23 protein-coding genes are annotated in these 23910 nt (G+C 68.0%); 17 read left to right on the forward strand and 6 right to left on the reverse strand.

Going from position 1 to position 23910, the window contains the following annotated elements:
• The first annotated feature begins 66 nt into the window (after nt 1-66).
• Genes AB0M15_RS01855 through AB0M15_RS01865 form a run of 3 tightly spaced genes read left to right on the forward strand, consistent with a single transcriptional unit; the run spans nt 67 to nt 1465 of the window.
• Nucleotides 67-405 carry a metalloregulator ArsR/SmtB family transcription factor gene (locus AB0M15_RS01855; RefSeq protein ID WP_363812922.1) on the forward strand — a complete coding sequence of 113 codons (339 nt, stop codon included), beginning with the start codon at nt 67-69 and terminating at the stop codon, nt 403-405.
• A complete protein-coding gene (locus tag AB0M15_RS01860) occupies nt 402-884 on the forward strand; it encodes an SRPBCC family protein (protein ID WP_363812924.1) in 483 nt (160 codons plus the stop codon). The genes AB0M15_RS01855 and AB0M15_RS01860 overlap by 4 nt, the downstream gene beginning before the upstream one ends.
• Nucleotides 881-1465: a dihydrofolate reductase family protein gene (locus AB0M15_RS01865; protein WP_363812926.1), complete on the forward strand. Its 585-nt coding sequence runs from the start codon at nt 881-883 to the stop codon at nt 1463-1465. The genes AB0M15_RS01860 and AB0M15_RS01865 overlap by 4 nt, the downstream gene beginning before the upstream one ends.
• A 5-nt stretch (nt 1466-1470) precedes the next feature.
• On the opposite strand, the gene AB0M15_RS01870 is transcribed toward AB0M15_RS01865, so the two are convergent.
• Together AB0M15_RS01870 and AB0M15_RS01875 are read right to left on the reverse strand one after the other, a co-directional pair.
• Nucleotides 1471-1803 carry a hypothetical protein gene (locus AB0M15_RS01870; protein ID WP_363812928.1) on the reverse strand — a complete coding sequence of 111 codons (333 nt, stop codon included), beginning with the start codon at nt 1801-1803 and terminating at the stop codon, nt 1471-1473.
• A gap of 54 nt (nt 1804-1857) precedes the next feature.
• The gene (locus AB0M15_RS01875; protein WP_363812929.1) at nt 1858-2532 is read right to left on the reverse strand and encodes a peptidyl-tRNA hydrolase; all 675 of its coding nucleotides are present in this window, start codon (nt 2530-2532) and stop codon (nt 1858-1860) included.
• 49 nt (nt 2533-2581) lie between these two features.
• Between AB0M15_RS01875 and AB0M15_RS01880 the strand changes: the two genes are divergently transcribed.
• Nucleotides 2582-3373 (forward strand): thymidylate synthase, encoded by a 792-nt coding sequence (locus AB0M15_RS01880; RefSeq protein WP_363812931.1) that lies wholly within the window; start codon nt 2582-2584, stop codon nt 3371-3373.
• Nucleotides 3370-3828 (forward strand): dihydrofolate reductase, encoded by a 459-nt coding sequence (locus AB0M15_RS01885; RefSeq protein ID WP_363812933.1) that lies wholly within the window; start codon nt 3370-3372, stop codon nt 3826-3828. Before AB0M15_RS01880 ends, AB0M15_RS01885 begins: the two co-directional genes overlap by 4 nt.
• Here AB0M15_RS01885 and AB0M15_RS01890 read toward each other — a convergent pair.
• Entirely contained in the window at nt 3825-5645 is a 1821-nt protein-coding gene (locus tag AB0M15_RS01890; protein WP_363812935.1) for a hypothetical protein, read from the reverse strand. The genes AB0M15_RS01885 and AB0M15_RS01890 overlap by 4 nt on opposite strands.
• Nucleotides 5646-5863: 218 nt before the next feature.
• Between AB0M15_RS01890 and AB0M15_RS01895 the strand changes: the two genes are divergently transcribed.
• From AB0M15_RS01895 to AB0M15_RS01945, 11 genes are all read left to right on the forward strand, one after another.
• A complete protein-coding gene (locus AB0M15_RS01895; protein WP_363812937.1) occupies nt 5864-7144 on the forward strand; it encodes a toxic anion resistance protein in 1281 nt (426 codons plus the stop codon).
• 94 nt (nt 7145-7238) lie between these two features.
• Entirely contained in the window at nt 7239-7817 is a 579-nt protein-coding gene (locus AB0M15_RS01900) for a hypothetical protein (protein WP_363812939.1), read from the forward strand.
• Entirely contained in the window at nt 7814-9235 is a 1422-nt protein-coding gene (locus AB0M15_RS01905) for an AAA family ATPase (RefSeq protein ID WP_363812941.1), read from the forward strand. The genes AB0M15_RS01900 and AB0M15_RS01905 overlap by 4 nt, the downstream gene beginning before the upstream one ends.
• Nucleotides 9232-10560: a hypothetical protein gene (locus AB0M15_RS01910; RefSeq protein ID WP_363812943.1), complete on the forward strand. Its 1329-nt coding sequence runs from the start codon at nt 9232-9234 to the stop codon at nt 10558-10560. Before AB0M15_RS01905 ends, AB0M15_RS01910 begins: the two co-directional genes overlap by 4 nt.
• On the forward strand, nt 10557-11537 hold the full coding sequence (locus AB0M15_RS01915; RefSeq protein WP_363812945.1) for a glutamate ABC transporter substrate-binding protein: 981 nt from the start codon (nt 10557-10559) through the stop codon (nt 11535-11537). The genes AB0M15_RS01910 and AB0M15_RS01915 overlap by 4 nt, the downstream gene beginning before the upstream one ends.
• Nucleotides 11537-12661 (forward strand): hypothetical protein, encoded by a 1125-nt coding sequence (locus AB0M15_RS01920; protein WP_363812946.1) that lies wholly within the window; start codon nt 11537-11539, stop codon nt 12659-12661. Before AB0M15_RS01915 ends, AB0M15_RS01920 begins: the two co-directional genes overlap by 1 nt.
• Nucleotides 12658-15000 (forward strand): tetratricopeptide repeat protein, encoded by a 2343-nt coding sequence (locus AB0M15_RS01925; protein WP_363812948.1) that lies wholly within the window; start codon nt 12658-12660, stop codon nt 14998-15000. The genes AB0M15_RS01920 and AB0M15_RS01925 overlap by 4 nt, the downstream gene beginning before the upstream one ends.
• Nucleotides 14997-16064 (forward strand): PP2C family serine/threonine-protein phosphatase, encoded by a 1068-nt coding sequence (locus AB0M15_RS01930; RefSeq protein ID WP_363812950.1) that lies wholly within the window; start codon nt 14997-14999, stop codon nt 16062-16064. The genes AB0M15_RS01925 and AB0M15_RS01930 overlap by 4 nt, the downstream gene beginning before the upstream one ends.
• 27 nt (nt 16065-16091) lie before the next feature.
• Nucleotides 16092-17369, forward strand: coding sequence for a VWA domain-containing protein (locus AB0M15_RS01935; RefSeq protein ID WP_363812952.1), 1278 nt, complete (start codon nt 16092-16094; stop codon nt 17367-17369).
• Nucleotides 17366-18076 carry an FHA domain-containing protein gene (locus tag AB0M15_RS01940; protein ID WP_363812954.1) on the forward strand — a complete coding sequence of 237 codons (711 nt, stop codon included), beginning with the start codon at nt 17366-17368 and terminating at the stop codon, nt 18074-18076. Before AB0M15_RS01935 ends, AB0M15_RS01940 begins: the two co-directional genes overlap by 4 nt.
• A gap of 56 nt (nt 18077-18132) precedes the next feature.
• On the forward strand, nt 18133-19350 hold the full coding sequence (locus AB0M15_RS01945; protein WP_363812956.1) for an epoxide hydrolase family protein: 1218 nt from the start codon (nt 18133-18135) through the stop codon (nt 19348-19350).
• On the opposite strand, the gene AB0M15_RS01950 is transcribed toward AB0M15_RS01945, so the two are convergent.
• Both AB0M15_RS01950 and AB0M15_RS01955 read right to left on the reverse strand, forming a co-directional pair.
• Nucleotides 19310-19753 (reverse strand): hypothetical protein, encoded by a 444-nt coding sequence (locus tag AB0M15_RS01950; protein ID WP_363812957.1) that lies wholly within the window; start codon nt 19751-19753, stop codon nt 19310-19312. The genes AB0M15_RS01945 and AB0M15_RS01950 overlap by 41 nt on opposite strands.
• 499 nt (nt 19754-20252) lie before the next feature.
• Nucleotides 20253-21185 carry a GNAT family N-acetyltransferase gene (locus tag AB0M15_RS01955; RefSeq protein ID WP_363812959.1) on the reverse strand — a complete coding sequence of 311 codons (933 nt, stop codon included), beginning with the start codon at nt 21183-21185 and terminating at the stop codon, nt 20253-20255.
• Between the two features lie 302 nt (nt 21186-21487).
• Between AB0M15_RS01955 and AB0M15_RS01960 the strand changes: the two genes are divergently transcribed.
• Nucleotides 21488-22009, forward strand: a complete 522-nt coding sequence (locus AB0M15_RS01960; protein ID WP_363812961.1) for a DinB family protein — start codon at nt 21488-21490, stop codon at nt 22007-22009.
• A gap of 66 nt (nt 22010-22075) precedes the next feature.
• Here AB0M15_RS01960 and groL read toward each other — a convergent pair whose 3' ends face one another.
• The gene (gene groL / locus AB0M15_RS01965; RefSeq protein WP_363812963.1) at nt 22076-23701 is read right to left on the reverse strand and encodes a chaperonin GroEL; all 1626 of its coding nucleotides are present in this window, start codon (nt 23699-23701) and stop codon (nt 22076-22078) included.
• Between the last annotated feature and the right edge of the window lie 209 nt (nt 23702-23910).

Genomic DNA, 23910 nt, shown 5'->3' on the forward strand with positions numbered 1-23910 from the left:
TTGACCCCGCGGCCAGGCTCTGCCTATAGTCAACACATCAGTTGATCAACGGAATGGTTGATAAAGATGTCGGTTGACAAAGAGGCACTGGACCGGGCGTTCACCGCGCTCGGCGATCCGGTCCGCCGGGCGCTGATCGCGCGGTTGTCGCGCGGTGAGGCGACGGTCAACGAGCTCGCGGAGCCGTTCGAGATCACCAAGCAGGCGATCTCGCGGCACCTGCAGGTGCTCGAGGCCGCCGGTCTGATCACCCGCAGCCGGGACGGCCAGCGCCGTCCGTGCCATCTCAACCCGGCCGTTCTGGAGAGCCTGACGAGCTGGATCGACGGATACCGGCTGGCCGCCGAGGCCCGGTTCCGCCGGCTCGACGCCGTACTCGACACCGTGAAGGAGCAGGACAGATGAGCACCAACCCGACCATCATCGAGGCCCCCGCGGGGACTCCGTTCGTCTCGACGACGCGTGAGTTCGACGCGACCCCGGCCCAGCTGTTCCGGGTCCAGACCGATCCCGAACTCGTCGCCCAGTGGCTCGGCCCGCGCGACCTGGAGATGACGATCGAGGAGTACGACGTCCGCCCGGGCGGCCGGTACCGGTACATCCACCGGCGCGGCGACGAGGAGTACGCGTTCCGCGGCGTCTTCCACACCGTCGAGCCCGAGACGCTGGTGATCCAGACCTTCGAGTGGGAAGGGGCGCCCGGCGAGGTCTGCCTGGAGCGCGCGACGTACGAGAAGACCGACACCGGCGTACGGCTGCACACCCAGTCCGTGTTCCCGTCGGTCGAGTCCCGCGATGCCGCTGTGCAGAGCGGGATGGAGCACGGCATCAACGACTCGATGGACCGGCTCGCCGAGCTGCTCGCCCGTGGGGAGGGCGCATGAGCAAGGTGATCGCCACCGCGGTGGTCTCGATGGACGGTTTCATCGCCGACACCTCCGACGCCGTCGGCCCGCTGTTCGACTGGTACGACAACGGGCCGGTCGAGATCTACGGCACCGACAAAGGACGCCCGTTCCACGTCAGCCAGGCCAGCGCCGACTACATGAGGTCGACGTGGCCGAACATCGGCGCGACCATGATGGGCCGCCGCCTGTTCGACCTGACCAACGGCTGGAACGGCGTCCCGGCGGTCGGCGACCACGTCTTCGTCGTCACCCACCACGCCCCCACGGACTGGCCCTTCCCGGACGCCCCCTTCACCTTCGTCGACAACCTCGAGGACGCGATCGCCCAGGCCAAAGCCTTCTGCGGCGACCGCAACGTCGCCCTCCCCGGCGGCACCCTCACCGGCCAAGCCCTCGAAGCCGGCCTGATCGACGAACTCGTCCTCAACATCGCCCCCGTCGTCTTCGGCACCGGCATCCCCTTCTTCGGCACCTACACCGGCCGCCGGCAACTCTTCGACAACCCCACCGTCACCGAAGGCGACCGAGTCACCCACTTGCACTACAAGATCAGCTAGAGCACTTACAGTCCGCCGACGCTCCAGAAGAGGTTGACGGGGCCCTGGCCGCCGGAGCGGATCACCGTGTTGCGGCCGGTGCAGTTGGTGCCGGACCAGATCCGCTGATCCAGGTGCGACTCGTTGTCCACGTAGTCGACGGACGACTGGCTGATCCGCATGCACTGCCCGGGGTTGATCGGCAGGATGTCGAAGACGAGGTTGCCCTGGTTGTAGCCGCAGACGCGGCCCGGCGCGCACGCGTTGACGGTGGAGGTCGAGGCCGAGGCAGCCTGGGTGGACAAACCGGTCACCAGCAGCACCGAGGCTGCGAAGGCTCCTGCGATTCGTTTGCTCATACGGCGAACGTAGCCACGGTGACCGACCCGGCACGAACAGTTAGACGAGGACGGCTAGCGAAGTGCGGGGTGGTCCGCGATGACCGTGTAGCTGCCGGGGTCGATTTCGGTGAAGCCTGCGTCTTGTACTACGGGGAGCCCGGTGGTCATCAGGTCTTTCCACAGGGTGGGGGTGGCGGTCCGGACGGCGAGGGGGAAGCCGTCCTCCTGCCAGGCCTTCCGATCAGCGTCGGGCAACTCGAACCAGGCCAGGTGTGCCCCATGGCCGACCTGCGCCATCGTCTTGCCGGTCGACATCTCCAGGCCCGGATTCACCCACAACACCGGCACCCCGGTGGCCAGCGCGGGCAGCTCCTCCGGATCCTCCAGGTCGGTTCCGGTGACCTGGAGCTTCGCTAGGTCTTTGGGTACGTCGTCCAGTGGTACCGGGGGAAACACCCGCACTACGGCCGTCCCGCCCGTCACCGTGATCCCGGGCAGCGCCTCCGCTCGGCGCCACTCGGCGCCGCGGGCCCGGCGGACCACCTTCCGGATTCGCGCGTCCTGCCAGCCGCGCATCGCCTCGGCCCACTCCCCCTCACCAACAGACCGCTCATCCGCCAGAATCGCCAGCGCCGCCCGCGCTGCCGTCTCCAGCGCATCCGTCTGCCCAGGCCGCTCCGCCTTCTCCACCTGCAGCACCAGCGTCAGCACATACTCAGGCGTCGCCGCATACTCATCAGAACTCACCCGCCGAGTCTGTCAGGTCGCCGACTTCGCGGCCTGTTAGTTTGGCGGCATGCGGCAGTATCTGGAGCTTCTCGACCACGTCCTCACCACCGGCGTCGAGAAGGGCGACCGCACCGGCACCGGCACGCTGAGTGTCTTCGGCTACCAGTCGCGCTACGACCTCACCCAGGGTTTCCCCGCGGTGACGACGAAGAAGCTGCACCTGCGGTCGGTGATCGGCGAGCTGATCTGGTTCCTGAGCGGCTCGACCAACATCAAGTGGCTGCACGAGAACAACATCAAGATCTGGGACGAGTGGGCCGACGCCGACGGCGAGCTGGGCCCGGTCTACGGCTACCAGTGGCGCTCCTGGCCGACCCCGGACGGCCGGCACATCGACCAGATCGCCGCCCTGATCGAGTCGATCAAGACCAACCCGAACTCCCGCCGGCACATCGTCAACGCCTGGAACGTCGCCGACGTCGACGGCATGGCGCTGCCGCCGTGCCACACGATGTTCCAGTTCTACGTCGCCGACGGCAAGCTGTCCTGCCAGCTGTACCAGCGTTCCGCCGACATCTTCCTCGGCGTCCCGTTCAACATCGCTTCGTATGCCCTGCTGACCCACATGGTCGCCCAGCAGACCGGTCTCGAGGTCGGCGACTTCGTCCACACGCTCGGCGACGCGCACCTCTACCTGAACCACCTCGACCAGGCCAAGCTCCAGCTCACCCGTGAGCCCCGTCCGCTGCCGACACTGCAGCTGGCCAAGCGCGACTCGATCGACTCGTACGAGATCGCGGACGTAGTACTCGACGGCTACGACCCGCACCCCGTGATCAAGGCACCGATCGCGGTATGACCGTCATTCTGATCGCTGCGGTCGGCGCCAACGGCGTGATCGGGCGGGACAACGATCTGCCCTGGCGGATTCGTGAGGACCTGCAGCATTTCAAGGCGCTCACGCTCGGCCACACGCTGGTGATGGGGCGGAAGACCTATGACTCCATCGGCCGGCCGCTGCCTGGCCGGCGTACCGTCGTCGTCACCCGGCAGCTCGACTGGTCCGTGGACGGCGTCGAGGTCGCGCACGATCTCGACGACGCCCTGAAACTTGCTGATGGCAACGACTTTTACGTGGCCGGCGGCGGCGAGATCTACCGCCAGGCCCTCCCGTACGCCGACCGCCTGGAACTGACCGAGGTCGACCAGTCCCCCGACGGCGACGTCACCTTCCCCACCTTCGACCGCACCGACTGGCGCGAAACCGCCCGCATCGAGCACGACGGTTTCGCGTTCGTCACCTACGTTCGCTAGTTGTTGCGCGGGTCGGTCGTGCTCTCGGCCTTGTAGGAGTTGTACTCCGGTTTGGGTGTGCCGTCTGTCTGGAGCAGGTCCAGCGCCTGGCCGGTGTGGGAGGCGATGGTGGACTGGTTCGAGAGCCAGACGTTGTGGCTGCGGAGCATCGTGAACATGGCGTGCACATAGAAGTCGGTCCACGCCTGGTCCTCGTTGCCTTGCCAGGTGAGCTCGATCGTGTCGTTCCACTCGCTGTCGACGAGCTTGAGTTCGTCGGCGATCGGGTAGCCCTCGTCGGTGAGGCCGGCGAAGGTCGTACTCACGTAGGCCTGCAGGCCGTCGTAGAAGGTGCCCCAGGCATCTATCCGGGCCTGGGCGTGAGCCTGGGTGTCGTTCTCGGTCGGCGTCACCAGGTAGGTGTGGGTGGAGATGTAGTCCGGTAGCCAGTCGCGGTCCTGCGCATGGGCCAGGTAGTCGGCCTTGGTCGCGGCCAGCCAGACCTTCAGCTCTGCAAGGTCCGCCGTGTCGCTGTTGGACCAGCCGGGTCCACCGATGAAGATCTGGTGGCCGAGCGTCCGGGCGTAGGCCTTCAGCACTGGCGCGTTCACCCAGAGCTCGTCGTGGTACCGCTGCCCAGTCATATTGCAGTAGTGGTCAGGCTCGTTGCCCAGCTCGTAGAGCTTCACCCGGCTACCTGCGGTCCGGATGATCCACTGCTGCCAGGCAAGCGACCATGGGTCGGGCGCTGTCGCGCACTGCTGGTCCCAGATCGGCGGCAGGCCGACCAGGGGCTCTGCACCGAGTCGGCGGATTCCGTCGATGGCTGCGTTGAACTGCGCCTCCGTCTGGCAGTCGGTCGGCCGCAACTCGCACGGCGGCTTCCACATCTGCCACTTGATGACCCGGATCTTGGCGGCCGTGACGTTGGCGCTAGCGGTGGCGTTGCTGATCGCAGTACCGCCGTCCATGTCCCAGGCGCCGATATGCGAGCCGTAGATGAGGTTCTGCGCCTCGAATAGCGGGCCGCGCGGGTCCGTCGCCTTGGTGGCCGTCGTGAAGGTCGCGTCGGCGCCAGTGAGACGTCCGCCGGAGTTCTGGCAGTTCAGGCGGTAGTGGTACGCCGTACCAGCCTTGAGGCCGGTCAGCTTGGCCGACACGTCCGCCGTGGCAGCTACGTCAGGCGTCGCAGCGGAGTACCGCTTGGAGGTGCCGTAGTCGAAGTGGCATGTGGTCGCCAGCCCGCGCGGATCCACGGTCCCGGTGACGACGGCCGTCGTACTGCGAACCTCCCGCACCGGCCCCGTCGTCACGATGGGCGGCAACTCGGTCGGTGCCGTCCACTGCACGTCGTCCAGATACACGCGTCCGCTCCACGAAGCGCTGTCGACCTCGATGCCCAAGTGGTGGAGGTTCGGTACCGACGGCACCGTCCACGTGACCGTGGTCCACTCGCCCGGCTTGAGGTCCACCTTGGCGCCAAAGTGTTCCAGGAACGCATCGTCGGTCACGTAAGGCTGGACAGCGAGCGTCCTGGCATTTCTCGGCGCATAGACGTGGTACGTCACCACCGACCCGACGCCGAGTCCCGCAGGCTTGGCAGGCGACTGGAAGCCGGGGTACTCGTCCCCGTCCACCGGCAGCGCCAGCGATCGGTCGCCGCTGCGGGCGGCTGTCGTGGAGTTCACCGGAGCTGCGTCGCCCCAGTCCAGGCTCCACCCCTGAAGAGTTCCGTCGTCCCAGTCGTAGCCGGGATCGGTGGCGGCCTGTACCGTGCGGCCGCCGGTTGCGGTCAGCAGTACCGCGATCAATGTTCCTATGAATACGAGTGTGAGCAAACGGATGTTCACTCCACGCTGTAACCGTTTCATCGAGGCCCCCCTCGGTCAGTCACCGATTCTGGGCTCCGCCATCGGTCTCTGGCAAGGAGCTGATCACGGATCGGGGAAGGTTCCCCGCAGATGACCGGGAACCGCGTAGATTGTGTGCGCGTCACGGAGTGTGTGACAGGGGACGCGAGCCGGAGGCTCGCGGTAGGCCACCGAGGGGAACGACGATGACCGAAGCTGACAACACACAGGGCGCCGCGGCTACACCGGCAGCAGCGCAGCAAGCAGCCGCTGCACCGGCTATGTCGCCACTGCAGCCGCCCACCGCGACCGCGCCTGGCCTGATACTAACCGCGCCGGCACCGACACAGCCAGTAGCGGCCACTGCGGCGCCCAGCCTGGCCCCGGCGGTCGACCCGGCCGCACTGCCCGGCCTGGACTCGAAGGTCGACTCGTTCCTGACCTCGCTGATGACCGCCGCGCCGCGCTCGCCGGAGTTCGCCCAGAAGGCCGGCGACGTCCGCAGCATGGGTGACGTCGACATCCGGCACGCCGCGGAGAGCTCGAACCGGCTGCTGCAGTCGCCGGTCAAGGCACTGACCAGCGGCGGGCTGGCGGAGGGCTCGACGGTCGGCAAGACGCTGCTGGAGCTTCGGCGTACGGTCGAGAACCTGGACCCGAAAGAAGCCACCGGCCCGAAGAAGCTGCTCGGGATGATCCCGTTCGGGGACAAGATCGAGGACTACTTCCGCAAGTACCAGAGCGCCCAGAGCCACCTCGAGGGCATCCTGCACTCGCTGCGCAACGGCCAGGACGAACTCGGCAAGGACAATGCGGCGCTCAACCTGGAGAAGCAGCAGCTCTGGGACGCGATGGGCCGGCTGAACCAGTACGTGTACGTCGCCGAGCGGCTCGACGCCCGGCTGTCGGCGACCATCGCCGAGCTGGAGGCGACCGACCCGGACAAGGCCCGGGCGCTGCGCGAGGACGTCTTGTTCTACGTCCGCCAGAAGCACCAGGACCTGCTGGTCCAGCTGGCCGTGTCGATCCAGAACTACCTGGCCATCGACATCGTGATCAAGAACAACATCGAGCTGATCAAGGGTGTCGACCGGGCGTCCACGACGACCGTCTCGGCGCTCCGGACCGCGGTCATCGTCGCGCAGGCGCTGGGCAACCAGAAGCTGGTGCTCGACCAGATCACCGCGCTGAACACGACCACCAGCGGGATGATCGAGCGCACCTCGCAGATGCTGCGGGACAACTCGGTCGCGATCCAGCAGCAGGCGGCCTCGGCGACCATCGGGCTGCCGCAGCTGCAGGCGGCGTTCGCGAACATCTACGCCACGATGGACGCGATCGACACCTTCAAGGTGGAGGCGCTGGACAACATGGCGGCCACCATCGGCACGCTGGAGGGCGAGGTGACCAAGTCCCGCAGCTACCTGGACCGGGTCGCCAAGCAGGACCAGCGGGTCGTGTCCGGCACCCTCGACCTCGGTCGCTGAGCACAAGTACACAGCAGGTACGCCGGAAGCAGCCGGCCGGGCGCAGGTGAGGCCCGGTCCGGCTCTGGGGACCACAGAAGCGGGGACGGACTGCATGGCGCTGGGTGACTTCTTTGCGCGGCTCACGGGTCGCAAGGCGGAGCCCGAGCCTGCCCCGATCCCCCGCGCACCCACCAACGACGACCTGTTGCTGGCGCTGGTCAGGGTCGAGCAACTGGTCGCGGACGGCGCGGTACCGGCCGTGGTGGCGTCCCGGGTGAACCGGGTGGTCCGCATCGTTCGGGAGACCATCCCGCGGCTGGGCAACCTCGGTGGGAGTGCGCAGGCGTACTCCGTGATGGCGACTGCGACGGACTACCTGCCGGAGGCCATCGGGGGCTACCTGCGTCTGCCGCGACAGTGGGCGGACAGCCGGCCGGTGGATCGCGGGCGGACCTCGCTGATGCTCCTGATCGATCAGCTGGACCTCTTGGGGTCGACGATGGACAAGGTGTTCGACGCGGTGAACCGGGCGGACGCGGCGGCACTGATCGCCCATGGCCGGTTCCTGCAGGAGAAGTTCGGTACCGGGTCGACGGGTGGCAGTCTCGCTCTCGGCCCGACGGAGTCGACACCGCCGCCGGACACCGGGTCCGGCCCACTGCAACCACCACCTGGACGAGGAGGCGCATGAGCGGCGCGGGGGGTACTTCGCTGCAGGACGCACTGTCGGGCCTGCTCACCGTCGCCGCACGCGCGGGCGTCGCTGAGTCGGTAGCCCGCGCGGAGGCCCTCTCACTGGCCGCCGCCCTGGCCGAGTCAGCCCCAGGCGCTCCGGCCGACTGGGCCGCTGTCACACCCGGCGCCGGCACCCAAGACTTCTTCGACGCAGCAGTACGAGGCCGCCGCTGGCGCGGCGCCCCCACTGCCGTCCTCACCGACCTAGTCGCCCAAGGCTCCCCCGAGAAAGTCCCCTACGCCGTCGCACTGGCCGAGGTAGCCTCCGCTGCTTGTTCGCTCGGCGAACCGACGATGCGAGTCATTGGCAACGCCTCGGTCGCAGCTGCTGCGCAGCTGCAAGCAGCAGGCGCAAGGCGCCTGGAAGTAGGCGGAACGCCAGGCCCGCTTGGCGCTCTCGGGAGCGACAGCGTCGAGGGCGCAGGGACGAGCGTGGGCGCCGCAGGCGCGGTGGCGAGCGTGGCGCAGCCGGCTGTGGACGCGGAGCCGGTTGTGCCGGAGCGGTCGGTTGAGGAGTTGTTGGGTGAGCTGGATGAGCTGACCGGGTTGGCGAAGGTCAAGCGGGAAGTGCATCGGCAGGTTGCTGTGTTGCGGGTGGAGAAGTTGCGGGTGGAGGCGGGGCTGAAGAGTCCGACTATCACCCGGCACTTGGTTTTCACGGGTAATCCGGGGACGGGTAAGACGACCGTGGCTCGGCTGGTGAGTGGGATTTACAAGGCGCTTGGGTTGTTGTCCAAGGGGCAGCTGATCGAGGTGGACCGGTCGGAGCTGGTGGCTGGGTATCTGGGGCAGACGGCTACCAAGACGGCTGAGGTGGTCGCGTCCGCGGCGGGCGGGGTGCTGTTCATCGACGAGGCGTACAGCTTGACCGCGGGTGAGTTGGGCGCGGACCAGTACGGGCGCGAGGCCGTGGACACGCTGGTCAAGGAGATGGAGGACCGGCGGGACGACCTGGTCGTCATCGTGGCCGGGTATCCCGAGCCGATGGAGGACTTCATCGCCGCCAACCCCGGACTGGCCAGCCGGTTCCGGACCACGATCGCGTTCGAGGACTACACCGACGACGAGCTGACCGACATCCTCACCGGCCTGGCCGAGGGCGCCGACTACGAGCTGACACCGAACGCGCTGGATGAGTTCAAGGTGATCCTCGCATCGACCCGGCGGGATCGGTCGTTCGGCAACGGGCGGTTCGCCCGCAACATGCTGGAGGCCGCGATCGGCCGGCATGCGTGGCGGCTGCGCGATGTGACGGCACCGACCACCGAGCAGTTGCGTCAGATCCTCGCCGAAGACCTGACGGACGAAGAGATCAAGACAGAAAAAGCTGAGATCGCTGAGCAGGTAGAACCGGAGCAAGGAGAGACGGCGTGACACAGACAGCCAGTGCGCCACCCGCGACCAGGTCGCCGGTGGTTCCGCAGGCCGCGACGCCGGGCCTGCCGACGTCGCCGCCCGTCCAGCGGCAACAGCTCGGCAGGGTCGCCCAGCTCTTCGAGGGCACCCCCGGCAAGATGCGCGCGATGCTCATCCTTGCCGCCGTGTTCAGCGTCGTCTTCGGGCTGACCGCCGCGCAGGGCTTCAACCAGTCCGACGGCGCTCTGTCCCGAGCGGAGGCGAACACTGCCCAGCTGGTCCGGGTCCAGGCGATCCACACCAACCTGGTCAGCGCGAACGCGGACGCCACCAACTCCTTCCTCGTCGGCGGCCTGGAGCCACCCGCACAGCGTCAGCACTTCACCGACGCGATGACGACCGCCGCCAAGCTGATCTCCGAGGCCGCTACCGCGCAGCCCGCCGACCAGAAGGCACTGGGCGAGCTCAACGTCACGCTGCTCACGTACCAGGGCCTGATCGAGCAGGCGCGGGCCAACAACCGCCAGGGCCTGCCGCTGGGTTCGCAGTACCTGAAGGACGCCAGCGCAACCCTGCAGAACGACTCACTGCCGCTGCTGAACGCACTGGTCACCGCCAACCAGGACCGGGTCGACACCGAGTTCAACGGCGTCAACCTGGGCAACATCTGGATGCTCACCGGCGGGCTGCTCTGCTTCGCGATCCTGGTCTTCGCCCTGTGGTGGCTGGCCAAGCGCACCCACCGCTGGGTGAACGTGCCGGTCGCGGCCGCCGCAGCCCTGGTACTGCTCACCACAGTCATTGGTGGCGCCTCCCTCGCGGGCGCGGCCAGCTCGGCCAAGGACACCAGGAAGAACGCGTACGCCGACACGCTGGCGCTCTCGCAGGCCCGGATCTCGGCGTACGACGCGAAGTCGAACGAGAGCCTGACCCTGATCGCCCGCGGCTCCGGTACGGCGTTCGAGGTCGCCTGGAAGGCAGCGGCGAACAACACCAGCGACCAGCTCAGGGCCGTCGGCCCCCTCGCGCCCGGCCTCGGCTCGGCATGGGACAACTACCGCGGGGTGCACGTCGCCATCCGCAAGAGCGACGACGACGGGTTCTGGGACAAGGCGGTCGACCAGGCCATCGGATCCAGCAACGGGACGTCCAACGCGACGTTCAAGACCTTCGACGACCAGTCGGCCGGCAAGCTGGCCGACTTCAGCGACCAGACCCGGGCCGAGCTGAGCGACGCCCGCAACGGGCTGCCGCCGATCGGCTGGCTCGGCCTGCCGATCGGGATCGCCGCCGCACTGCTCGCCGCCTGGGGATTCTCACAGCGACTGGAGGAGTACCGATGAACAAGACCCGCCTGATCGCCGGCACCCTCGCCCTCCTGTTCGCCGCCACCGCCTGCGGCTCCAGCTCGTACGACGCGACACCGGTCCCGGCCAAGCCGGTACCGACCCCGGCCAAGCCGGCCGCTCCTCCGGTCCAGGACTGCAACAACGCACTGCAGTCCTATGCGCCGGTCGGACCGCTGCCGCCGGCCGGAAGCATGCCGGCCGGGTCGACGATGGAAAAGATCCACGCCCGTAACCGGCTGATCGCCGGCGTCTCGGCCGACAGTCTCAACCTGGGGTCGCGCAACCCGATCACCGGCGTGATCGAGGGTTTCGACATCGACATGATCAACGCCGTCGCGGCCGCGATCTTCGGCGAGGCCAAGGGACACGTCGAGTACCGGGTGATCTCCAGCCCGGCACGGATCCCGTCGCTGACGAACGGCGACGTGGACATCGTCGCGCGCAACATGACGATCAACTGCGCCCGGTGGAAGCAGATCGCCTTCTCCGCCGAGTACTACCACTCGGGTCAGAAGTTGCTCGTCCAGCGCGATCTGAAGGTCGAGAACCTGTCGCAACTGAGCGGCCAGAAGATCTGCACTCCGGCCGGTTCGACCAGCTTCGACAACATGGTGAAGGCGAACCCCAAGATCATCCCGGTCACCGCGGACACCGACACGGGCTGCTTGGCGCTCTTCCAGCAGGGCAAGGTCGTCGGCATCTCCGGCGACGACACCGTGCTGGCCGGCGATGCCGCTCAGGACCCGTACGCCCGGGTGACCACCGCGGCCAAGATCAGCGACGAGCCGTACGGACTCGGGATCAACAAGGACCAGGTCGACTTCGTCAGGTTCGTCAACGGCGTGCTGGAAAAGATGAAGACGGAGCCGGCAGGCAACACGGCCTGGCAGGCGTCGTACAAGCGGTGGCTCGAGCCTGCGCTTGGTAAGGCGACGCCGCCGGTGGCTGTCTACGGGAGAGTCGCGCCCTGATGACAGTGGGTACGCCGACGGCCACCGCGCCGTCTCCCCCGGGCCGGATCGGCAGCAGCATTCCTGCGAAGGAGCTGCTGGCGTTCCTGGATGCTTTGGGGAGTTGGCGCGACCGGCGGCGGGCGGAGCTGGACGAGCTCGACCAGGCCGCGCTGAACTCGGCCGACGCCGACGCGCTGAGCGGCGACATCGTGCTGTCGATGGCGGTCTGGAAGGCGGTCTCGGACCGGTACGAGCTGATCCTGGTCACCTGGGACTCCGGCCGGGTCGGGACCACCGAGACCGAACGGATCTCGACCTTGATCTGGGGCGGCCTCGACACCGGTGGCGCAGCCGGCTCGCTCGCGGTTTCGTTGCCTGAGGCATGCACTTTGTCGGACGCGCTGGCGTCGACGTTGCGGGCCAAGCTCGCGCTCGAACCCGGTGACGCCGACCTGGCCGCACGACTGCGCCAACTGCGTGCGGGGATCGAGCGGATCAACGACCTGGTGGCGATCGAGCCCGCGGCCACCCGCAACGCGGCGATCGCGACGCACCACGATCTCGACCGGCGTACCACCGACCTGACCGAGCGGGCCAAGCGTGGCGCGGACATCGGCGGGCTGATCGGGCCGCTGGAGATCGATGCCGCGCATGCCGAGCGGGACCTCATCGTCGGTGCCGCCACCCGGCGCGAGCGCGCGGCCGATGTGGCCCGGGCTCGCGCGGTACGGACCGAGCTCGAAGCGCAGGGGCAGGCTGTACGGACGCTGGCCGATCGTTGCGTCGCCACGGTCACGCCGGCGCCGCGGCTCGCAGTACCGGATGTGACTGCGTTGGGGCCGGTGCCGAACACGCCGGCCGAGTTGGAGAAGTACCTGACCCGGCTGGACGCGGTACGGCGTGCACTGGGGCAGGCGCAGACGGCGTACGGCTCCGCACTGGAGCGCAAGGACGAGTTGGCCGGGCGGCTGGACGCGTATCAGGTGAAAGCCGGCAGCGTCCCCCGGAGCAGTGGTACCACCGATGACCTGGCAGAGCTCTACCGGCGCGGCCGTGAGGTGCTCGACGCGGAACCAGTGGACCTGGTTCGGCTCGGCGCGCTCGTTGCGGCGTACCAGACGTATCTGGGAGTGACGACATGACGACCAACGCCTGCACACAGCCGGGTTGTACCGGCACGATCCTGGACGGCTACTGCGACGTCTGCGGCTCACCTGCAGCTACTCCTACGACCAGTAGTGCAACTACTGCCACAGCAGGCAGGTGTACTCAGCCTGGCTGCTCGGGAACTGTTGTAGACGGCTACTGCGATGTCTGCGGTACTCCTGGGTCCGGAAGCAGCTCTGCGCCTCTAGACCCAATCAGTACTGCCTCGACCGTGTCCCGGGCGTCCAACCGGCTGGCTTCGACCCCGCTGGGCTCGGCCCGGGCGACAGTGGCCGGCTCCAAGCTCACCCGCAAGCTCGGTACGTCGTCCACGCGACTGCGCGGAGCACGGCTGGGCGCCGGCCTGACCCACGTACCGCCGATCCCCGCGATCGACGCCAGCAAGGCGATCCTGAAGAACCCGATGGTCCCCGAGGAGCGCCGCAACTGCCCCAACTGCGGCAACCCGGTCGGCCGCTCGCGAGGCGACCAGCCGGGCCGTACCGACGGCTTCTGCCCGAAGTGCCGCAGCCCCTTCTCGTTCTCGCCCAAGCTGAAGGACGGCGACCTCGTCGGCGGCCAGTACCTGGTCCGGGGCTGCCTGGCGCACGGTGGCTTCGGCTGGATCTACATGGCCCAGGACCAGAACGTCTCCAACCGCTGGGTCGTGCTGAAGGGTCTGCTGAACTCGGAGGACCCGGACGCCGTCGCGGCCGCGATCGCCGAGCAGCAGTTCCTGGCCCGGGTCGAGCACCCGCTGATCGTCGAGATCTACAACTTCGTCACCCACGACGGCGCCGGCTACATCGTGATGGAGTACGTCGGCGGTACCTCGCTGAAGACCCTGCTCAAGCAGCGGATGGAGGCCAACCGCGGCCAGTACGACGCGCTGCCGATCGACCAGGCGATCGCCTACATGCTCGAGATCATGCCGGCGTTCTCCTACCTGCACGACCTCGGCCTGGTCTACTGCGACTTCAAGCCGGACAACATCATCCAGGTCGGCGACGCGGTCAAGCTGATCGACCTGGGTGGCGTGCGGCGGATCGACGACATGGACTCGGCCATCTACGGCACTGTCGGCTTCCAGGCGCCTGAGGTGGCAGAGGTCGGCCCGTCGATCGCGTCGGACATCTACACGCTCGGCCGGACGCTGTGCGTGCTCGCCTTCGAGTTCCGCGGCTACCAGTCGAAGTACGTCGGCACGCTGCCCCCGGTGGCGGAGGTGCCGCTGTTCCAGCAGTACGACTCGGTCTACCGGCTGCTGCTGAAGGCCTGCGCGCCCGACCCGGCCGACCGCTTCGTGTCGGCCGACGAGTTCCGGGTGCAGCTCCTCGGCGTACTGCGGGAGGTGGTGGCCGACAAGCAGGGTGTGAAGGCTGCCCAGCACTCCACGTCGTCCCTGCTCTTCGGCAGCCCGGGAGACCTCGCTGCCGGTCTGGGCGACCAGGCCGAGCCGTGGCGGCGGTTGCCGTCGCTGGTGCGGGACGAGAGCGACAAGATGGCCGGCTGGCTGAAGACCGTCAGCGTGCCCGACCCGGAGCAGCGGCTCAACCTGCTGGTGGATGCGCCCGAGTCCTCTCCCCAGATCCTGCTGGAGATCGCGCAGACCTCTCTGGAGATCGGCCCGTCGCGGTACGACATGGTCGACACAGCGGTCTCCGACCTGCTCGCGGACGACCCGTGGGAGTGGCGTGCGGTCTGGATGTCCGGACTGGTCGCGCTAGCCCGCAACGACGCCGCTACGGCTCAGTCGGCGTTCAATGCGGTCTACGGCCAGGTGCCGGGCGAGTTGGCGCCGAAGCTCGCACTGGCCGTCTCCTGTGAGACCAGCGGCGAGTACGACGTGGCCGAGGGCCTGTACCTGACCTGTGCCCGTACCGACGCCAACTACATCGCTCCCTCCGCCTTCGGGCTGTCAGCGATCCGGTCCACGCGTGGAGACCTCGACGGCGCGGTCGGCGCGCTCGACCTGGTACCGCCGACCAGCGGGTCGTATGTGCGGGCTCGCCGGGCGCGAGCCGGTCTGCTGGCAGGATCGGGGCGTGGACTGTCTGCGCTGGCCGAAGCCATGAGCAACATCGAGAGCGTCACGATCGACCCGGTCGACCGGGCGAACCTGACCGCGAGCATCTTCCGGACTGCGCTGGCGGAGGTCCTCGGCAGCGGCCCACAGCCCGGGCTGAAGATCGCCGGCCGGGAGGCGGTCGAGCCGGACCTGCGGGACGGGCTCGAGGCGGCCTACCGTGAACTCGCCGGCCATGCGCACAGCCGGCAGGAACGTGTCGCCCTGGTCGACCTGGCCAACGATGTTCGAGGATGGACGCTGCGATGACGAGTACGACCCAGACGGCCTGCCCCAGCTGTGGTGGACCGATCTCCGACGCCGACCGCTTCTGCGAGGCGTGCGGGGCCGAGCTCACGCCTGCCACCCCGGCCACTCCGACGCCGGCTATCGACACCGACACCGAGCCCACGGTCGAGCTGAACCCGGGTGCTGCACGCGGTGCCGAGGCACTGCCTGGCCCCTGCCGCTCCTGCGGCGGGACGATCGGCGCAGACGGGTACTGCGAGACCTGTGGCACCAAGGCGACCAAGGCGCGCGACCACTTCAGCGAGCAGCCCGCTCCCTGGGTGGCGGCCGTGTGCGACCGCGGGATCCGGCACAGCCGCAATGAGGACGCAGCGGCGATCGCTGCCGACCCAGAGCCGGGCAGTCGCGCCCTGCTGGTGGTCTGCGACGGGGTGAGCTCATCGCTCGACTCCGACGTGGCCAGCCTGGCCGCTGCCCGCGCAGCCCGCGACGTACTGGCTGCTGGTCATGCGCAGGGGATGGGGACCGAGTCCTCCCGGAACAGTGCGGTCATCGCGCGGCTCAAGGCTGCAGCGGATGCCGCTAGCGACGCAGTACTGGCGAATACTTCGCCGGACAGTCCTAACCCGGCGTCCTGCACGTTTGTGGCCACTGTGCTCGAGGGCGACCTGCTGGTGGCCGGTGTGGTGGGTGACAGCCGGGCGTACTGGTTCCCGGACAACGCAGAGGCTGTTGCGTTGACAGTGGATGACTCCTGGGCTGCTGAGTTGATCGCTACCGGAGTACCGCGGCATGAGGCCGAGACAGGGCCGCAGGCGCATGCGATCACCCGCTGGCTGGGCAAGGACGCTCCTGACCACACACCCCGTACTACGTCGCTGAAGGTGGCCGGGCCGGGCTGGCTCGTTGTGTGCTCGGACGGGCTGTGGAACTACTGCTCCGAGGCGGCACCACTGGCCGACCTGGTACGTCAGACCGCTGCGGCCAATGCGAACGAGCCATTGGCCACGGCATCCGCGCTGGTCGACTGGGCCAACGCCCAGGGCGGCCAGGACAACATCACCGTCGCGCTTGCCCGTATCTGATTCTGCTCCACCGAAAGGACGCCTGAGATGGCCGAGTTCTCCGCCACCGTGTACCAGAACGAGTTCCTGCCCGACGGCGGCACCGATGTGCACGCGATCGTCACGGTGTCCTGCAGCGGTGCGGGCTCGGCCGGCCAGAGTGGCAGCGGCGACGCGGGCGAGATCATCATCGTCGACACCTCCGGCTCGATGGGCGCCGAGGGCGTCCGGGCCGCCGCCTTCGCCGCGCAGACCGCGCTCGACCAGATCCTCGATGGAGTCTGGTTCGCGGTCATCTCCGGCAACGACCGGGCCCAGCTGGCCTTCCCGCCGTCGCCCGAGCCGGTGATGGTGAAGATGGACCAGTTCACCCGGCAAGCGGCCAAGGACGCGGTGGCCCGCTTCTACGCCGACGGCGGCACCGCGATGGGCACTTGGCTCCGGCTCGCCTCGCGGGTCTTCGCGACCGTACCGTCGCTGACCCAGAAGCACGCGCTGCTGCTCACCGACGGCGAGAACCAGCACGAGACGCCCGAGGCACTGACCCAAGCGATCCAGTCCGTCACCGGCCAGTTCCAGTGCGACTGCCGCGGTGTCGGCGTCGCCTGGCAGGTCGACGAGGTACGCCGGATCGCGACCGCTCTGCTCGGCACGGTCGACATCATCCCGGCGAAGGACCAGCTCGCCGCCGAGTTCGCCAAGATCATCCAGAACGCCATGAGCAAGGGCGTCGCGCAGGCCGACATGCGGGTCTGGGCTCCGCAGGGCGCGCAGGTGCTGTTCGTGCGGCAGGTTGCCCCGACAGTGGATGACCTGACGTCCCGGCGTACCGAGGTGAACGCGCTGACCGGCTCCTACCCGACCGGCTCGTGGGGTGACGAGTCCCGCGACTACCACGTGGCTATCCGGCTCGCGGCCAAGGGCATCGGCCAGGAGCAGCTCGCTGCGCGGGTGCAGCTGGCACTGGGCGACCAGGTGGTGGCGCAGGGCCTCGTGCGGGCGCTGTGGTCCGAGGACGAGGCACTGACCACCCGGATCAGCCCAGAGGTCGCCCACTACACCGGGCAGACCGAGCTGGCCGATGCGATCCAGGAAGGCCTGGCAGCGAAGGCGGCCGGCGACACAGCTACCGCGACTACCAAGCTCGGCCGGGCAGTGCAGCTCGCTGCGCAGACCGGCAACGAGGAAGCGACCACGCGGCTGCGCAAGGTGGTCGACATCGACGACCAGGACAACGGCACCGTACGGCTCAAGCGGACCGTCGAGAAGGCTGACGAGATGGCACTCGACACCGCCTCCACCAAGACCACCCGGGTGAAGAAATGACCTCAGCGACGTGTCCGAGCGGGCACCCGTCCGTCTCCACCGACTACTGCGACGTCTGCGGCCTGCCGATCGACGCAGCCGCCGCACTGTCCGGTACGTCGGTGCCCGCCCCGGCCGTGGCGGCCCCCGGTCCCACGACCCAGGCCTGCCCGAACTGCTCGGAGCCGGCCGCCCCGGACGCCCTGTTCTGCGAGAACTGCGGCTACGACTTCACCACCGGCACGATGCCCCGGCCGGCCTCGACACTGGACCTCGGTACGCCGCCCCCGGTACCGCCTGCGCCGCAGGAGGTCGCCGACTGGGTGGTGGAGCGCTGGGTCGACCCGGACTGGTACGAGGTCCAGCAGAGTGACGACCCGTGCCCGTCGCCGGGCCTGCCGGTAGTCATCCCCGTCACCGCGAAGAGCGTCCTCGTCGGCCGCCCTTCCAAAAGTCGCGGTATCACTCCGGAGATCGACTGTGGTGAGGACACCGGGGTCAGCCGCCGGCAGGCGCAGCTCACCACGGACGGCCAACGCTGGTGGGTCGAGGACCTCCAGTCCTCCAACGGCACGTTCGTCGGCCCGTCGTCTGGGCCGCTGCCGGAAGACCCGATCACTCCTGGCCAACGACGGGAGCTGGACGCCGACGATCGTGTCTATGTGGGTGCTTGGACGCGTCTCGTAGTACGGAAGTCCACTCCGGAGGAACAAGCCGGCCAGGCCTGACAGGTGGTTGCAGAAGCGGCCAGGAGTTGGCCGCTTCTGCTTCTAACGTTGGGCACATGACGAACTCGAGCGAGATTCGGCCCTTCCGGATCGACATCGCCCAGAGCGAGGTCGACGACCTGCGCACCCGGCTGGCGGCCACCCGGTGGCCGGCCACGCCGCGAGTGGACGACTGGAGCCGCGGCGTACCGACCGGCTATCTGAAGGAACTGGCGGAGTACTGGGCCAACGGCTTCGACTGGCGGGCGCAGGAGGCGGCGCTCAACGAGATCCCGCAGTTCGTCACCGAGATCAACGGGCAGCGGATCCACTTCTTCCACCAGCGCTCGGTGGAGCCGGACGCGACGCCGCTCATCCTGACGCACGGCTGGCCGGGGTCGCCCGTCGAGTTCCAGCGGCTGATCGGGCCGCTGACGGACCCGGTGGCGCATGGTGGGGATCGGGCGGACGCGTTCCACGTCGTCGTACCGTCGCTGCCTGGGTATGGGTTCTCGAACCCGCTTGGCGAGGGTGGGTTCAACCTGTTCGGGGTGGCGCAGATGTGGGCCGAACTGATGGGCCGGCTGGGTTACGACCGGTACGCCGCGCACGGTACGGACGCCGGGTCGGGCGTGGCCGGGATGCTGCCGATGGTCGATCCGGCGCATGTGATCGGCATCCATCTGGCCGGGGTCAGCGCGGCGGCACCGTTCGGGGATCCGATTCCGCTGGACGGGCTGGACGGGTCAGACCGGGCGCGGGCGGAGCGGTTCAACGGGATGCTGGACGAGGGGTTCGGATATCTGGTCCAGCAGATGACGCGTCCGCAGACGCTGGCGTATGGGTTGAACGACTCGCCGGTGGGGCAACTGGCGTGGATCGTCGAGAAGTTCGCCGAGTGGACCGACCCGGCGCACGAACTGCCCGAGGACGCCGTCGACCGCGACCAGCTCCTTACCAACGTCAGCCTGTACTGGTTCACCGGCTCGGGCGCCTCGTCCGCGCACGCCGTCTACGACGGAATGGCCGCATGGAAGGCGATCGTCGCGATGCAGTCGGGCGGTGGCGGCTGGGGTGACGCCAGTGATGGCTCGGGCGAGGCTTGGGGTGCGGTGGCCGGGCCGCCGACTGGGGTCGCGGTGTTCGGGGACGAGACGGCGATCAAGAGCCTGACCGATCCGGCGGGCGAGATCGAGCACTGGGTCGAGTACGAGCGCGGCGGTCACTTCGCCGCGATGGAGGTACCGGAGCTACTCACGGCCGATCTGCGAACCTTTTTCCGCCCTTTGCGCTGAGCCACTCGACCGCCACCCCGCCGAGCACGATCGGCAGCGGCCAGGTCCACGGATGATCAGGCACGTTGACCACCAGAACCGCCGTCCACAAGGCGATCCAGCTGCCACCGTAGCCGCGGAGCACACCCCGGTACCAGAACTCACCGGTCGACTCCGCGGCTCGCTGGCCGAGGTACACGAACAAGTAGGCGGCGATCGACAACGGCCAGAACACCCACAACCGCCCCCAGTCGTACGGCACCATCACCAGCGCCGTCAGACAGATCAACACCACCGCCCAGTGAAAAACCTCCCCCGCCCAGGTCAGCTTCCGCCGCACCAACGTGACAACAACCGCCAGCGGCCCGAACACCATCCCGACCAGCCCAGCCACCACATGCAGAATCAGCGCGATGTCACGCATCAGCCGAACAACCTGACATGTCAGCGAACCCTAGCCCTCCCATTCCCCCGCGTCTCCCCCTCAACCCAAGGAAAATCCCCACGCCGGCGCCCCGGCGCTGAGCTCCCACCCACCCGGCGCGCGGGCTCCTACGTCGCCCGCTTGGTGAGAACGAACTGGTTGCCACCGCGCCCGAATGACGTCACGACTCAGAAGGCCCCCATCGCGAAGCCGCCCGAAGCGAGCACCCCGCGACTCCCGAGGCGTTGGGCCAACTAGCCAGATGGCCTGCGAACTCGAGTTCGCAGGCCATCCGCAGCTGAACCGATGACCGAGAGGTCGCGAGTTCCCCCACCCTGCAAGGGATGCAGCGGCTGCAACCCGAGTCACCTCCCCAAGCGGCTCCGCGGCAACCACCCGCTCTCACCAAGCGGGCGGCGCAGCAGCCCGCGCCCCAGGGTGGGTGGGAGCTCAGCGCCACGGGAGCGACGCAGGAGCGAGCGCCGACGTCGGGAATCGGTTAGCGGATGGGGTAGCTGGCGACCATTCGTACTGCGTGGTTGCGGTAGCCCAGTCGTTCGAAGCTGGCGGCCATCGGTTTGTTGGTCAGGTCGGTGTCAGCTCGGATTCGGTCGGCGCCTGTTTCGACCAGGAGGTGGGTGATCTCGGACAGGAGGTCATCGCTGTAACCATGACCTCGGTGATCGGGTAGTACGCCGAGATACCCGACGACAGGCCCGCCGTTGTTGGCTGACGGAAGGGCGAAACCGACCAGAGAGCCGTCAGCGTTGTAGGCAAGGCGCCACCACGAGCGCTCCCCCGGCATCGACTGGTAGATGTCCAGGTCTTCCTTCGCAGCGCCGTCGACCCCGACTCGCGCGACCGCCCGGGCAGTCGCAGCGTCGAGGCTGCCTTCGATGACTCGGCGGAAGACGTCGAGGAAGGCCTCATCGTCGGCCGGCTTGAAATGCAGGCGGGTTGAGCGCAGAGGGAGGCCGTCGGATGGCGTCCACTCGTAGCGCAGGCGTTCGGTCAGCTGAGACAGCCCAGCGCCGGCCGCAGCCGCGAGTCGCGGCTCCAGCTCGGTGACCACAGAAGGCTGATCGCGCCAGCCGGTCGGTAGGAAGATGTGGTACTCCGGCTCCTCCCCGTCCGTCGGGAAGGTGTCCAGCGCGTGCCGGATCAACGAGGTCCAGGCAGCGACCCGATCGACGCCCGGTACGGCGTACAGGCCGTCGATGCTGAACGGATGGGCGAACTGCTCCATCCCCCACCAAATGGCGAGCGCGATGATCTTGCCGTCATCCTCGGCGACCCACGACCACTCGTGGCGATAGGCGCCGGTGAGCAGATAGGAGTCCCAGCGCTCACGCGTGACGGTGTTGAGCGACTGGTCGGCGATCAGGGTGTGGATGATGTCGAGGTCGGCCTCGACGGTGTTGCGGATCTTCACGAATCCTCCAGAAAGGAGGCGCGCGGCTCCGCTCAGTGCGAGCTGGACGAGCGGATCAGGCGCGCCGGAACAAGAGCTTTCATCGGTCGCTCCTTCCACTCGAGGGGTCGTTCTCGCCAGGCAGACACTAGAACCTGGCCGAGGTCACAGTCCACCGATTATTCACGATCGAGATGGGCCCGGTACGCCGTACCGTCCGCCGTCACCGCGATCCCCTCCTGCGGCCTCAGCACCCTGCCGCCGCAGGCGACCATTACGCGTCCTTCTGTCTGGTGAACGAGAACGGCTGAGAGAATCGGCCGGTGACGTCAGACATCCAGAACGTATTGCGCAACCAGTTCGAGCTCACCTGGGCGCTGTTCGAGTACCACCTGGAACGCCTGACCCCGGAGGATCTGCTCTGGGAACCGGCCAAGCTCTGCTGGACAGTCCGCCCGGACAGTATCGGTAACTGGCGGGCGGACTGGTCCGACAGCGCGCTCGATCCGATCCCGGTCCCGACGATCGGCTGGCTCACCTGGCACATCGGCTGGTGGTGGTCGACCGCGGCGGCCCACGCGCGCGGCGCAGTACCACCGGACCGTACTGCGGTGTTGTGGCCCGGCGACCTCGCCAGAACCCTCGGCTGGATGCGGGCCCTCCGCGACCAGTGGTCCCACGTCCTCGAGGACATCACCGACCTCACCCGCCCGGCCGTGTTCCCCTGGCCGCCGGAAGCAGGGCGCTCGACGGCCGACCAGTTCGCCTGGGTCAACACCGAGCTGATGAAGAACGCCGCCGAGATCGGCCAGCTCCGCCTGCTCAAAGCAGCAGCAGACGCATAAAAAGAACCTGGCCCCGGGCGAAGTGCCCGGGGCCAGGTTCTTTGTACAGAAGGAACTTCTAGGAGATCAGAAGTCCATGCCGCCCATGTCGGGCGCGCCACCCGGAGCGGCCGAGGCCTTCTCCGGCTTGTCGGCGATGACGGCCTCGGTGGTGAGGAACAGGGCCGCGATGGACGCTGCGTTCTGCAGCGCCGAGCGCGTCACCTTGGCCGGGTCGATGATGCCGGTGGCGATCAGGTCCACGTACTCACCGGTTGCGGCGTTGAGGCCCCAGCCCGGCTCGAGGTTGCGAACCTTCTCCACCACGACGCCACCCTCGAGGCCGGCGTTGAAGGCGATCTGCTTCAGCGGAGCCTCGACCGCGGACCGCACGATCGCGGCACCGGTGGCCTCGTCACCCTCGAGCTCCAGCTTCTCGAACGCAACGACCGAAGCCTGCAGCAGCGCCACGCCGCCACCGGCGACGATGCCCTCTTCGACGGCGGCCTTCGCGTTGCGAACGGCGTCCTCGATGCGGTGCTTGCGCTCCTTCAGCTCGACCTCGGTGGCCGCGCCGACCTTGATCACCGCAACGCCGCCGGCCAGCTTGGCCAGCCGCTCCTGCAGCTTCTCGCGGTCGTAGTCGGAGTCCGACTTCTCGATCTCGGCGCGGATCTGGTTCACCCGGCCGGAGATCTGGTCGGCGTCGCCGGAACCCTCGACGATGGTCGTCTCGTCCTTGGTGACGACGATCTTGCGGGCCTGGCCGAGCAGCTCCAGGTCCACGGTGTCGAGCTTGAGGCCGACCTCCTCGGAGATGACCTCACCGCCGGTCAGCACGGCGATGTCGACCAGCATGGCCTTGCGGCGGTCACCGAAGCCCGGCGCCTTGACGGCGACGGTCTTGAAGGTGCCCTTGATCTTGTTCACGACCAGGGTCGCGAGCGCCTCACCCTCGAGGTCCTCGGCGATGATCGCCAGCGGCTTGCCGGTCTGCATGACCTTCTCCAGCACCGGGACCAGGTCCTTGATGCTCGAGATCTTGCTGTTCACCACGAGGATGTACGGGTCTTCGAGGACCGCTTCCATCCGCTCGGTGTCGGTCACGAAGTACGGCGAGATGTAACCCTTGTCGAAGCGCATGCCCTCGGTGAGCTCGAGCTCGAGACCGAAGGTGTTGCTCTCCTCGACGGTGATGACACCTTCCTTGCCGACCTTGTCCATCGCCTCGGCGATGATCTGGCCGACCTGGGTGTCGGCGGCGGAGATCGAGGCCGTGGAAGCGATCTGCTCCCGGGTCTCGACGTCCTTCGCCTGGGCCAGCAACTGCTCGCTGATGGCCTCGACGGCCTTCTCGATGCCCTTCTTCAGGCCCATCGGGTTGGCGCCGGCGGCGACGTTGCGCAGACCCTCGCGCACGAGCGCCTGGGCCAGCACGGTCGCCGTGGTGGTGCCGTCACCAGCGACGTCATCCGTCTTCTTGGCAACTTCCTTGACGAGCTCGGCCCCGATCTTCTCGTACGGGTCCTCGAGCTCGATCTCCTTGGCGATGGAGACACCGTCGTTGGTGATCGTGGGGGCGCCCCACTTCTTCTCCAGCACGACGTTGCGGCCCTTGGGGCCGAGCGTCACCTTCACGGCGTCGGCGAGGGTGTTCATACCCCGCTCGAGGCCACGGCGCGCCTCTTCATTGAAAGAAATCAGCTTGGGCATTCTCCGCGAGTCCTCCCGCGTCGAGTTTTTTGTTCAGCCGGCCGGATGCCCGCGACGGACGGTGCTATCGGTGCGGCGGTCACGTCCCGCCACGCCTCCGGCACCTCATCGAGGCCGTCTATGGTCACACCGTCCGGGCGCGAGCAGTTATCACTCTCGCCCATCGAGTGCTAACCAAGTATTAGCACTCGACCCAAGCGAGTGCAAGC

Source organism: Kribbella sp. NPDC051718 (genome assembly GCF_040681515.1).
In the GTDB taxonomy this organism is placed as follows: domain Bacteria; phylum Actinomycetota; class Actinomycetes; order Propionibacteriales; family Kribbellaceae; genus Kribbella.

Bases quoted from the DNA above. Each gene is read 5' to 3' on its own strand.
- AB0M15_RS01855 (WP_363812922.1), top strand. From the start codon at position 67: ATGTCGGTTGACAAAGAGGCACTGGACCGGGCGTTCACCGCGCTCGGC.
- AB0M15_RS01860 (WP_363812924.1), top strand. From the start codon at position 402: ATGAGCACCAACCCGACCATCATCGAGGCCCCCGCGGGGACTCCGTTC.
- AB0M15_RS01865 (WP_363812926.1), top strand. From the start codon at position 881: ATGAGCAAGGTGATCGCCACCGCGGTGGTCTCGATGGACGGTTTCATC.
- AB0M15_RS01870 (WP_363812928.1), bottom strand. From the start codon at position 1,803: ATGAGCAAACGAATCGCAGGAGCCTTCGCAGCCTCGGTGCTGCTGGTG.
- AB0M15_RS01880 (WP_363812931.1), top strand. From the start codon at position 2,582: ATGCGGCAGTATCTGGAGCTTCTCGACCACGTCCTCACCACCGGCGTC.
- AB0M15_RS01885 (WP_363812933.1), top strand. From the start codon at position 3,370: ATGACCGTCATTCTGATCGCTGCGGTCGGCGCCAACGGCGTGATCGGG.
- AB0M15_RS01895 (WP_363812937.1), top strand. From the start codon at position 5,864: ATGACCGAAGCTGACAACACACAGGGCGCCGCGGCTACACCGGCAGCA.
- AB0M15_RS01900 (WP_363812939.1), top strand. From the start codon at position 7,239: ATGGCGCTGGGTGACTTCTTTGCGCGGCTCACGGGTCGCAAGGCGGAG.
- AB0M15_RS01905 (WP_363812941.1), top strand. From the start codon at position 7,814: ATGAGCGGCGCGGGGGGTACTTCGCTGCAGGACGCACTGTCGGGCCTG.
- AB0M15_RS01915 (WP_363812945.1), top strand. From the start codon at position 10,557: ATGAACAAGACCCGCCTGATCGCCGGCACCCTCGCCCTCCTGTTCGCC.
- AB0M15_RS01920 (WP_363812946.1), top strand. From the start codon at position 11,537: ATGACAGTGGGTACGCCGACGGCCACCGCGCCGTCTCCCCCGGGCCGG.
- AB0M15_RS01925 (WP_363812948.1), top strand. From the start codon at position 12,658: ATGACGACCAACGCCTGCACACAGCCGGGTTGTACCGGCACGATCCTG.
- AB0M15_RS01930 (WP_363812950.1), top strand. From the start codon at position 14,997: ATGACGAGTACGACCCAGACGGCCTGCCCCAGCTGTGGTGGACCGATC.
- AB0M15_RS01935 (WP_363812952.1), top strand. From the start codon at position 16,092: ATGGCCGAGTTCTCCGCCACCGTGTACCAGAACGAGTTCCTGCCCGAC.
- AB0M15_RS01940 (WP_363812954.1), top strand. From the start codon at position 17,366: ATGACCTCAGCGACGTGTCCGAGCGGGCACCCGTCCGTCTCCACCGAC.
- AB0M15_RS01945 (WP_363812956.1), top strand. From the start codon at position 18,133: ATGACGAACTCGAGCGAGATTCGGCCCTTCCGGATCGACATCGCCCAG.
- AB0M15_RS01950 (WP_363812957.1), bottom strand. From the start codon at position 19,753: ATGCGTGACATCGCGCTGATTCTGCATGTGGTGGCTGGGCTGGTCGGG.
- groL (WP_363812963.1), bottom strand. From the start codon at position 23,701: ATGCCCAAGCTGATTTCTTTCAATGAAGAGGCGCGCCGTGGCCTCGAG.